At 52.9% G+C, this 11,240-nt stretch carries 7 protein-coding genes and 1 pseudogene; all 8 read right to left on the bottom strand.

Annotated features, from left to right (window positions below):
- Nucleotides 1-249, bottom strand: a pseudogene (locus tag VFS25_RS22975) (4Fe-4S ferredoxin); the annotation flags it as partial.
- A gap of 100 nt (nucleotides 250-349) precedes the next feature.
- The gene (locus VFS25_RS22970) at nucleotides 350-1,084 is read right to left on the bottom strand and encodes a (Fe-S)-binding protein (RefSeq protein ID WP_326464524.1); all 735 of its coding nucleotides are present in this window, start codon (nucleotides 1,082-1,084) and stop codon (nucleotides 350-352) included.
- A gap of 217 nt (nucleotides 1,085-1,301) precedes the next feature.
- Nucleotides 1,302-2,678 carry an FGGY-family carbohydrate kinase gene (locus VFS25_RS22965; RefSeq protein WP_326464523.1) on the bottom strand — a complete coding sequence of 459 codons (1,377 nt, stop codon included), beginning with the start codon at nucleotides 2,676-2,678 and terminating at the stop codon, nucleotides 1,302-1,304.
- A 126-nt stretch (nucleotides 2,679-2,804) separates the two neighbouring features.
- Entirely contained in the window at nucleotides 2,805-4,079 is a 1,275-nt protein-coding gene (locus VFS25_RS22960; RefSeq protein WP_326464522.1) for a TIM barrel protein, read from the bottom strand.
- A 257-nt stretch (nucleotides 4,080-4,336) separates the two neighbouring features.
- Nucleotides 4,337-6,460, bottom strand: coding sequence for a bifunctional aldolase/short-chain dehydrogenase (locus VFS25_RS22955; protein WP_326464521.1), 2,124 nt, complete (start codon nucleotides 6,458-6,460; stop codon nucleotides 4,337-4,339).
- Nucleotides 6,461-6,548: 88 nt separating this feature from the next.
- Nucleotides 6,549-7,610, bottom strand: coding sequence for an L-rhamnose/proton symporter RhaT (gene rhaT / locus VFS25_RS22950; protein WP_326464520.1), 1,062 nt, complete (start codon nucleotides 7,608-7,610; stop codon nucleotides 6,549-6,551).
- A gap of 267 nt (nucleotides 7,611-7,877) precedes the next feature.
- Nucleotides 7,878-8,888, bottom strand: a complete 1,011-nt coding sequence (locus tag VFS25_RS22945; protein ID WP_326464519.1) for an LLM class flavin-dependent oxidoreductase — start codon at nucleotides 8,886-8,888, stop codon at nucleotides 7,878-7,880.
- 298 nt (nucleotides 8,889-9,186) lie between these two features.
- Nucleotides 9,187-11,240, bottom strand: a 2,054-nt coding sequence (locus tag VFS25_RS22940) for a helix-turn-helix domain-containing protein (RefSeq protein WP_326464518.1), incomplete at its 5' end; no start/stop codon positions are given.

Here is an 11,240-nt window from a genome sequence, read left to right as displayed (position 1 = left end):
GTGCACAATGGCGCCATTCTGTTGCGCATTGCGCTCAAATTCTTCCAGGTAAGCATGCAGGTTGCCCAGCACATTATGTTTTATACGGGAGGCGGTTTCGCGCAACTGTTCCCATTCCGGTATGCTCCAGGCCATTTTGTCGCGCTTCTGGCGTACCCACCACAACGTTTCATCGTGCCAGTTTACCCGGGGCTCATTGGCATTAAATTCCTCTGCCAGCGCAGCGTGATCTTTTACAGCAGTCGTCATAGTTTTTCTTTGCGGATATGCAAATATGCTAATGTACCGGGTTTATTGATATTGCTATTGTGCTTATTGATGGTATATTTTTAGCAAATACCGGTGCGTTTTACCCGTTATTGAGGATCTCGGCAATGTGCAGCACTTTTACCGGGCTTTGCTGCCGGCGCAGGATGCCTTCGAGATGCATAAGGCAGCTTACATCGTTACCGGTAATATATTCCGCGCCGTTGTGCACGTGATCGGCTATACGGTCTTTCCCCATTTTCGCAGATACGGCTTCCTCAAACACGCAAAAGGTGCCGCCAAAGCCGCAGCATTCATCCTTGCGGTCCAGCGTTACCAGCTCCAGCCCATCTACCATATTCAGGAGCTGCATGGGTTTGGAAAAAGGAGGCGCCACCAGCTCCGTCATTTGCGATACATGCAGCCCGCGCTGCCCGTGGCAGCTCTGGTGCACACCTACCTTATGCGGGAATTTTGCGCGGAGGTTTTTTACCTGCAGCACATCTGTCAGGAACTCCGACAGCTCGTATATATGTTCCCGTATGTGGGTGGCGGCGGCTTCGTTATCCGCTACATGCAGGTGATCTTTTACATGCAGCACACAGCTGCCGGAAGGCGCCACAATGTAGTCGTATGCTTTAAAATTGTCCGTAAACAGGCGGTTGCAGTCGCCGGTAAGGTGCTCATAACCGGAGTTGGCCATTGGCTGCCCGCAGCAGGTTTGCCCGGCGGGGTATTCCACTTCGCAGCCCAGCTTTTCCAGCAGCTGTAATGTGGCAATGCCCACCTGCGGGTAAAACTGGTCTATATAACAGGGGATAAATAATCCTACTTTCATACGTTTGCTTTAAAAAGTAAAAGTAAAAAAGCAAAAGTAAAAATTGTGTTTTGCTGTTAAGATGCTGAACGTTGCTCATGCATTGCCGTTAAGACGTTCTGAGCGCAGAACGCGTAGTACTGCATGACGCTACTTATCTATTAAACATTTAACCCTATAACGTACAGCCTTTTATTTTTTCCTTTTACTTTTTACTTTTTACTTTATGCTTTGTGCTTTATGCTTCATGCTTTGTGCCTTCCGCTTTATAATATTTCAGCTCCACCAGGTCGCCGGGTAAGTTACGGGTATTCCAGTGGGCGTGAATGGCCAGCGCCGCCCCTACAGCTGTAGCCTGCGCAACAGATGCAGCATATACTTCCAGGTGAGGAAATGCTGCGGCCAGCAGGTGCATGTACAACGGGTTTTTGCTGAAACCACCATCTACAAAAATACGCTTCACAGCCGTATTGTTAATAACCAGCCGGGTAGAACGCTGCTGGGCGCCTACCAGGTCAAGCATCAGCTGGTGATAAGCCGTTTCATAATCAGGGAAGGCGGCCAGCGGGCGGGCGGCAAATTGCGTGAGCGCCGGCGCTATGGTTGTTTGCAGGCGGCGTATCAGCAGCGGGTCAAACTCCACCTGCCGGTAATAATCCTGCGCTACCTGGAAGTGAGCGGCCAGGCGTTTGGTTTGCACCTCATGCTCGTTACCGGCAAACAGGCGCGACGCCTTTACGGGCTTGCCCTGGTAGGCCAGGTAACACAGGCAGTCCTGCTCCAGCTCCGCTGTGGTAAGCGGACTGTTATTGAACGGGTTGAGGGTAATGCACCAGGTACCCGTTGATATTAAAGCAAAAGGTTCGGTAAAGCTGGCGAGGTAAGGTATAAGCGCGGCAGAGCTGTCATGCAGGCCGGCGCCTACCTGGTACACAGCGCCCTGCAGCGTTACCGGCCGCACACTGTCCGACGGGCATATGGGGGGCAGCTTATCCGCAATACCCTCCTGCTGCACCCAGGTATGGTACCGGTGCTCCCGGAAGTTCCACAGCATGGTATGGCAGCCAATACTGGTAATATCCGTACAGGCGTGGCCGGTAACCAGGTAGCTTATGTACTGCGGCAGGTGCAGCGCATACTTCACCTCATTAAACAGCTGCGTTTTTTTATATTTTAAACGGTACAGCTGCAGCCCGGAATTGAGGCTGCCCAGCCAGGGCGATGCCGTAATGCCCGGCAGCGCCTCATCATTGTTATATTGCGCAAAAAATTTTGCCTGCAGATCGCCGGGGAAAGGTTTCAGGTAGCTGTACAAAGGCGCTATTACCCTGCCCGCTTCGTTGATCAGCACAAAGCTGGCGCCATAGGTGGAAAAATTGATGGCCTTTACCCGGTACTGCGGTATGGCCAGCATTTGCTGCAGGCTGGTGTGTGCCCACTGCGTAAGCGCCTGCACATCTTCACAGGCATCCCCATCCTCATCGCTGATTTCCGGGAAACGGCAGTTGTTCTCCCACACAATACGGTAATGCTCATCTATAAGAAAGAGCTTCTTATTGGTTTTACCAATGTCTAATACTGCTATTACAGGCTGCCTGCCTGGTCCCTGGTTCATGCCGTTTTACATTAAGTTACGGAGTTAATACGCTTTTACCCCTAATGGAGAACGCTTTTACTACCTGTCGTGAACGCTTTTACCCGCCATTGCGCCCGGGTTGCCCCCGTTACACGGGGTTACATCCTACAAACCGGTGGCTACGGTTTTGGCGCCGCGCTCTTTTACCAGCTGGTTGCGCACCTTCAGGCGGCGGTACAGCTGTACAGGGTGCAGCGCGCCGCCATTGAGCAGGCGGGCCTGGGCTACCAGGGGCCTTACATCAATGCGGTAGGCATGCTGCAGCAGCTCCTGGGCGGCTACCACGTCGTTTGCCTGGCGTGCGGCTTCCAGGGCTTTCGTATCTACCAGCAGGGCCTGCGCGTAAGCGATCATAATGGCTTCTACCGACTGCAGCAGGTCCTCCAGCGGGTCTTTTACGTTGTGTGAGGCGTCGATCATCCATCCCAGGTCGGTGGCATGGTTCATGCCACGGGCATCCATGCCTTCTACCAGCTCATTGAAAATGAGGAACAGCTGGTATGGATTGATGCTGCCTACGGTGAGATCATCATCCCCGTACTTGGAGTCGTTGAAGTGGAAACCAGCCAGCTTGCCTTCCATAAGCAACAGCGCTACTATCTGCTCAATATTGGCATTGGGGAGGTGATGGCCCAGGTCAACCAGGGTGAGCGCTTTACTGCCCAGCTTATTGGCCAGCATGAGCGACTGCCCCCAGTCGGCAATAGTGGTAGAATAAAAATTAGGTTCGTAGCATTTGTACTCAATGTACAGCTTCCAGTGATCCGGCAGGGCCGCATAGATCTCCTGCAGGCTTTCGAGCGTGCGCTGGAAGGCCTGGCGGAAATTAAGCTGACCGGGGAAATTGGACCCGTCTGACAGCCAGAGGCTGAGCGCATCAGACCCCAGCTCAATACCGTATTTAATTACTTCAATGTTATGTTCAACGGCCTGCTTACGCACGGCTTTATCCGTATGGTGCAGGGAACCGAACTTGTAGCTGTGCTGCTGGCCGGGCTGGTCCTGGAAGGTGTTGGAGTTCACGGCATCGAAACGCAGCCCGTGCTGTGCCGCCAGGGCTTTAATGGCGGACGCATTTTCCGGGATGTCCCAGGGAATATGCAGGGAAATGGCGCCGCTGGAACGGTTCAGGGCATGCAGCAGGCCTACATCGGCTATCTTTTCTTCGAGGTTACGCGGTTCGCCGCCGCCGGAAAAACGGCCAAAACGGGTACCGCCGGTGCCCAATGCCCAGCTGGGAATGGCTACCTGGAACTCCTGCAAACGTTGCAATACATATTGTATATCGGCCACTTTTTCTGCTGTGTAGGCAAAAGCGCGGTCGTGCTCCTTATGGAAATCGCTGTTAAAGGAAGCTATCTGGTGCTGATCGAGCGTCATAGTAATTACGAATTATTGAATTACGAATTACGAATTAGGAAGTGTTGTTACAGGCACATTGTTTAATTGCAGCTTAGTCAATTATGAAACGCGGACGTTTATGAATGCCTTTGTTATTAAGATTGTGAACGGCTACAAATTACGAAACATGCAGCAACACGGATAAATAACGAGTACCAGGATAACGATTGTCAATTACGGACTACAAATTACTATAGCAACGTTGCCCTAATAATTCGTAATTGACAAATTCGTAATTACCGTACAAAGGCTGTCGCTACACCGCCATCCACGTTCAGCACATTGCCGGTGGATTTGTTCAGCAGGCCGCCTACAAAGGCAAAGCAGGCATTGGCAATATCTTCAGGCAATATTACTTCGTTCAGCAGGGTGCGTTTGGCATAAAAGCCGGGCAGCTCCTCTACCTTAATACCATAGGCTTTGGCGCGGCCTTCGGCCCAGGCGCCTTCCCATATTTTACTGTCGGCAATAACAGCATCCGGGTTCACTACGTTCACACGGATATGATCTTTACCCAGTTCCGCGGCGTTCAGGCGGCTCAGGTGCAGCTGCGCAGCTTTGGCAGATCCATAGCCGGCGTTATTGGGGCCAGACATCAGCGCATTCTTGCTCACAATGTTCAGCACATCACCGCCAATGTCCTGCTTGCGCATGATCTCTACCCCGGCCTGCGTTACCAGGAACTGGCCTTTTACCAGTACATCGTACAGCAGGTCCCAGTCTTTTTCCGTATGCTCTTCAATGGGTTTGGATATAGAAAGGCCGGCGCAGTTCACTACCAGGTCTACCCCGCCAAAGGCCAGGGCAGCGGTTTTAAAGGCATTGCGGATGTCGGCGCCGCTGGTTACATCCAGTACAGCGGTGGTAAATACATCGCTGCTATAACCTTTGCCGAAATCGGCCTTGGCGTTTTCCAGGCGGCCGGCGTCGTTATCGTTGATCACCACGCAGGCGCCTTCGTCGGCAAACTTTTTGGCAATGGCTTTACCTATGCCGCCGGCGCTGCCGGTGATTAATGCAATGCGGCCGGATAGGGGTTTGGGCTTGGGCATGCGCTGCAGCTTTGCCTCTTCCAGCAACCAGTATTCTATATTAAACGCTTCCTGCCGGGGCAGAGAGGTATATGCTGATATGGCTTCCGCGCCTTTCATTACATTAATGGCATTAATGTAAAACTCGGCAGCTACGCGCGCGGTTTGCTTATCCTTGGCAAAGGTGAACATACCAATACCCGGGTACAGGATCACTACGGGATTGGCGTCGCGCATGGCGGGCGAGTTGGGATGCCTGCAGGTGTTGTAATAGTCTGCATACATCTTCCGGTACGCTTCAAACTGCGGGACCAGCTTTTCCTTCAGCTTAGCTACGTCCGACAGGTCATCTGCAGCCTGCAGGTTCAGCACCAGCGGGCTTATTTTGGTGCGCAGGAAGTGATCGGGACAGCTGGTACCCATGGGCGCCAGGCGATCCAGGTCGTTGGAGTTAATGAACTGCAGCACGCGTTCATCATCTGTAAAGTGCCCCACCATGCGGGTGTAGCCAGAGCACAGGCCACGCAGCACCGGCGCGAGTAAACTCGCCTGCTCCTGTCGGGTTGCCGCAGGTGCGGATTGTATACGCGCACCGCCGAACACCGGCCCTTTTTTACCGTAATTCTCCTCCAGGTAAGCGGCGCATCGCTCTATTACCTCCAGTGTATTGATGTAGCTTTCGTAGGCAGTATCGCCCCAGGTGAACAGGCCGTGAGAGCCTAACATAATACCGCGGATGCCGGGATTTTCGTTGAGGCACTGGCGTAATTTCAGGCCCAGGTCAAAACCGGGGCGCTGCCATTCAACCCACCCGATGGTGCCGTTAAACAGCTCCTGTGTTATCTTCTTACCATCTTTAGCAGCTGCAATGGCAATTGCCGCATCGGGATGCAGGTGATCAATATGTTTAAACGGCAGGAAACCGTGTAAAGGCGTGTCAATAGACGGCGCTTTGGAGCTGAGGTCAAAAATGCAGTGGTTGAACAGCTCCACCATTTCATCTTCGTGCTCAATGCCGCGGTAAATATTTTCGAGCGCACGCAGGCGATCTACATACAGCGCTGCCAGCCCGCTTTTTTTCAGCGTACCTAAGTCGCCGCCGGAACCTTTTACCCACATTACCTCTGTTTGCTTGCCTGTTAAAGGATCGGTGGCCATTACTTTGCAGGACGTGTTACCGCCGCCGTAGTTGGTAAGCCGCAGATCGGCGCCCAGCAGGTTAGAGCGGTAGATCAACAAAGCCACCTCATCACCGGCCATGGATGCAGCTTTGGCTTCGTCCCATAAATAACTTACATGCTTGAAATTTGTTGATGCAGAAACTGACATATGCTTTTGATTATTTTTTCTGTTTAAGAACGCTGAATGCTTAGTGCTGAACGCTGCCTGCAATTATGCTTTACGCTTTCTGCCTTCTTTACGCGTCTATTGAATTGCCATATCCTACCAGCACTACAGACAGCATAATGGTAAGTATACCCAGCATAATAGTGCCAAATGTTTTGCGGCTTACGCCTTTCCACTCCCGCAGCGTAATGCCCCACAGGCTGGACACGATAATGATGAATGCCATGTGCAATATCCATGAGCTGGCGCCGTTACCCAGCTTGCTTTCTCCCATACCATAAAAGAAGAACTGCAGAAACCAGGTAGTGCCTGCCAGCGCGGCAAACAAATAGTTGGTGGCCAGCGGGGTGCTTTTATCGGTATAATTACCAAAGGTTTTATTGCGGGCGTTCAGCAGCATGCACCAGAACAGGTTGGTGGTTAAGCCGCCCCAGAGCAGCACCACAAAGATCACGTTATTCTGGAACAGCGGGTTGCTGCCCTGCTGCACCGCTATTTCCGCCATGGGCTTGCCGGCTTCTATCCCAAAGTTGAAACAGGCGCTTAGTATGCCTGATACTGTGGCAACCAGCAAACCTTTACGCAGGTTAAACTCCTGTATGCTCTCTTTCTTCTTATCTTCCGGCAGCTCCCTTTCTTTCATTACCCCTGCTTTACCGCAAATGGCAATGCCCAGCAAACACACCACCACACCGGCCAGCACCAGCAAACCACCGTTGCTGTGCAGCATGGAGGTAAATGTAGCATCGCCGGCCTCATGGCCAAAAAGATCGCGGTAAATAGGTGGTATCAGGGAACCGAAGGCAGAGGTGTAGCCCAGGGCTACAGACATGCCCAGTGACAGCCCCAGGTAGCGCATGGCCAGGCCAAAGGTAAGGCCGCCAATGCCCCAGAGCACTCCCATGAAATAGGTCCAGAACAAGGTAGTACCGCTGGTGCTGCGGATAATGGCCAGGAAATCGGGCACCGTGATCCAGGCAGCCAGGAAAGGCACTATGAGCCAGGAAAAGAAGCCGCCTACGATCCAGTAGCTTTCCCAGGCCCAGTTTTTTACTTTTTTAAACGGAATATAGAAACTACCGGAAGCAAACCCTCCGATGAAATGGAAAAAAACGCCTAAAATAGCTTGCATAAGTGTGGAATTGTTTTTTATATCAGTTCATACTGAACGCTGTATGCCGGCGCAAAATTGCCATTATGCGCTATACCCGGCCTGCTAAAAATAAAAAAAGGTATGGTGGGAACTGTCCTACACATACCTAGTTTAATTACGAATTATTCAATTACGAATTACGGATTGGATTGAAGCAGAGGACTGCCTGGATATTCTGCGATTGGAGGATGTTTTGGCGCGGAAATGTGAAATGTATTTCCCATTCAGCGCGCACTGCCACAATTCTCAAAGCATCGTTTCCGCCAGCAGCTCATAGGAGCGCAGGCGGTCATCAAAATGATCTGTGATAGTGGCAATAACGATCTCGTCTACCTCATAGTCGGCGGCGAGCTGCAGCAGCTGCGCTTTTACCTGCGGCGGAGTGCCGGTTATCATACGGCCGCGGTTGTGCAGCACCCGCTCCCACTCTGCGGGAGAATACTCGTAATCTTTGATCTCATCATAGGCAGGCAGCACATCCAGCCGGCCTTTCTCCAGGTTCAGGAGGCGATGGTCCATAACGGTCTGCAGCTGCTGTGCTTTCTTTTCTGTATCGGCGCAAAAAACAAAGATGCCTACGCTGGCCAGGGGCGCCTGCAGCCATGGCGACGGCCGAAACTGCTCACGGTACGCCTGCAGCGCCTTTGGGCCGCCAACGGGGTAAATAAAGTGGGCAAAAGAAAGCGCCATGCCATAGTGGGCGGCCAGCAAGCCGCTTTCCCCGCTGGAGGTGAGCATCCACAGGTGGGGCATGGTATCTATATGCGGAATAGCCTTTACTTTTTCGTGTACAGAGCCGGTGTTGGCCTGCTCGCTCAGGTAAGCCTGCAAATCAGCTATCTGCTGCACAAACTCCCGTGGATTAAACGTGTTGGATGGGTTCAGCAGGTGCGCTGTCATGCGGTCGCCGCCGGGGGCGCGGCCAATGCCCAGGTCAATGCGGTGCGGGAACAGGGCTTCCAGCAACCGGAAGTTTTCAGCCACCTTTAAGGTGCTGTGGTTGGGCAGCATAACCCCACCGGAGCCTACCCGGATGCGTTCCGATGCCGCTGCCAAACGGGCAATGAGTATTTCCGGCGCAGAACCGGCCAGGGTGGCTGTGTTGTGATGTTCCGACACCCAGTAACGGGTATAGCCTAAACGGTCGGCCAGCTGCACCAGCTGAATGCTTTCCTGTAATGCTTCTACGGCATTGCTGCCGTTACGGATGGGCGATTGGTCTAATACGCTGAGCTTTAGTTTCTTTTCTCGTGCCATAGATAATAAAATGCGGCAACGGTTGCAGGCAGGACGGTCAATTACGATTGGTCAATTACGGATTATAATGCCGCGTATGAACGGGAATAATTGTAATGCGTTGCGCGTACATGAACACGGGCGTTCATGCATCGCTATGCACAATACGAATTGCCAATAGCAGGGAACAAATATAAGGATTGTTTGGGGATTGGGGAGTGGTTTACGACAGCAGCCCTTGCCTGTTGAAACCGCGGTAACATATCATTTATTTAACCTCATGCCATCAATTCGTAATTCGTAATTAACCAATTCGTAATTATTTCTGCTGAAGCCTGCTGTGCCCCTGTACGGCCCTGATCTCTGCATAGCTCACGGCATCGCCCAAACGCTGTTTAATGGCGGTGGTGGCAGTGGGTCCCATGGCGGCCAGCAGCGGCAAGATCAGGTTTATCTTTTCCTGCGATACAAAGCTTTCCAGCGCCAGCTCGCCGGCGCTTATACACTGGGCCAGGTGACTTTCTACCGTGCCTACCGTAAGCTGGCGCATATCTGCTATCTCCACAATGCTTTTGCCGCCCAGGTACAGCTCCAGGCTGCCACGGCGGCTGCTGCCCGCTTCTGCTTTTTGTTTGGCCGGTTTAGCCGTATTGTTTTGCGCACGCAGGTGCGTGTAGTCTGTTAAGCCTTCATTAAACAAAGTATCTCCGTAGCCGGCCTGCCATACCTGCTGCAGTTTTAGCCACAGGGCCGCTTCCAGGGCTTCCAGCTGGTCCTGGTACTTGCGTTGTTTAACTCCTTTTATGGTGCCGCGGTGCTCCTGCAGGGGCTTTATCAGCTCCTCATAAATGGCGCGGGTAAAATAGCCCACGGCCTTGTGCATGCGCTCCTGTATGGGCGTAACATCGGAGGTTTGCACCACTGTGTCCAGCAGGGGCGCCAGCTGCTGCCGGAACTTTTGGGCTACTGCCTGCTGTGCCGCTGCTTTTTGCTGGAGGGTATGCCCCAGCAGCAGCGCTGCTTCCATATCCGGCAACTTTTTGCCGGGCAGCCAGGCCATGCAGGCCTGCAGCACCACCAGCATTTTTTGCCAGTTAAACACGTTCAGCAGGCTGTTTGACCAGAACCTGCGCCGTTCCATATCCAGCAGCACTTCCAGCTCATTGGCCGCATTCTCCCGGGCAGCAAAGGCCACCACCTGCTCATCGTTACGGATGGCGGCGGCGTGTATGCGGGAGTGCAGCACCAGCCCTTCCAATGAGGTGCAGCGGCTCAGGGCAACATATACCTGGCCGGGCGCAAAGGCGCTGCCTGCATCAATAATGGCCCGTTCAAATGTAAGGCCCTGGCTTTTGTGGATGGTAATGGCCCAGGCCAGGCGAATGGGGTACTGGGTAAAGCTGCCCAGCTCCTCCTCTTCTATGCGGTTATCGGCCTTGTTATGCGTGTAGCGGATATTGCGCCAGGTTTCCTTTTCCAGCTGCAGCTCTTCCCCGCTGCCGGCCAGCTTTACGATAATGCGGTCTTTGCCGATGTCTTTTACAGTAGCTATCTTACCGTTATAGTACCGCTTTACTTCTGCCAGATCGTTCTTGATGAACATTACCTGGGCGCCGGGCTTCAGCTGCAGCACCAATTCGGTGGGCAGAGCCTTATCGCTGAAGTCACCTTCAATGGCGCCTTCAAAACTGTGTATGGGGCCCGGTACAGCGGCCAGGCGGGCAGCGTTGATCTCATCGGCCCGGCGGTTGTGCGTGGTAAGCACAATGTACTGCTGCTCCTGGCCGGTAAAGGCAGGCTGGTAGCGCTGGTTCAGCAGCTCCAGCTGCGTAGCGGTGGCGGTGTTATTGCGGATGTTATTCAGCAGGTCAATGAACACGGCTTCATTTTGCCGGTATATTTTCTTCAGCTCTATGTACAAAGGCGGCGCTTCCTCCAGCACCTTCGCATGAAAAAAGAAGATGCCTGCATAATGCTCTTTCAGTATCTGCCATTCGGCATCGGGCATTACGGGCGGCAGCTGAAACAGGTCGCCGATGAACAGTACCTGCACACCGCCAAAAGGCAGCAAGGGCTGGTTACGGAAGTGGCGCAGAATGGCGTCAATAGCGTCGAGCGAATCGGCGCGCACCATGCTCACCTCATCAATGATCAGCAGCTCCAGGTCGCGCAGGATCTCTTTTTTATCGTGGTTAAAGCGGATGCTGCGGAATAGCGCATGCCGGTCCATACTAATATTGTCATCCTGCCCAAACCCTCTTTTAACGCCGGGGATAAAGGGTCCGAAAGGCAGCTGGAAAAAAGAATGCATGGTTACGCCGCCTGCATTAATGGCGGCTACTCCGGTAGGGGCTACTACTATCGTGTTCTTGG

The organism is Chitinophaga sp., from assembly GCF_035761305.1.
Lineage (GTDB): Bacteria > Bacteroidota > Bacteroidia > Chitinophagales > Chitinophagaceae > Chitinophaga.
Note: the sequence above shows the minus strand (reverse complement) of the source record. Positions and strands in the feature narration are given on the sequence as shown.

Coding starts and splice junctions, on each gene's coding strand:
- VFS25_RS22970 (WP_326464524.1), bottom strand. CDS start 1,084: ATGAAAGTAGGATTATTTATCCCCTGTTATATAGACCAGTTTTACCCG.
- VFS25_RS22965 (WP_326464523.1), bottom strand. CDS start 2,678: ATGAACCAGGGACCAGGCAGGCAGCCTGTAATAGCAGTATTAGACATT.
- VFS25_RS22960 (WP_326464522.1), bottom strand. CDS start 4,079: ATGACGCTCGATCAGCACCAGATAGCTTCCTTTAACAGCGATTTCCAT.
- VFS25_RS22955 (WP_326464521.1), bottom strand. CDS start 6,460: ATGTCAGTTTCTGCATCAACAAATTTCAAGCATGTAAGTTATTTATGG.
- rhaT (WP_326464520.1), bottom strand. CDS start 7,610: ATGCAAGCTATTTTAGGCGTTTTTTTCCATTTCATCGGAGGGTTTGCT.
- VFS25_RS22945 (WP_326464519.1), bottom strand. CDS start 8,888: ATGGCACGAGAAAAGAAACTAAAGCTCAGCGTATTAGACCAATCGCCC.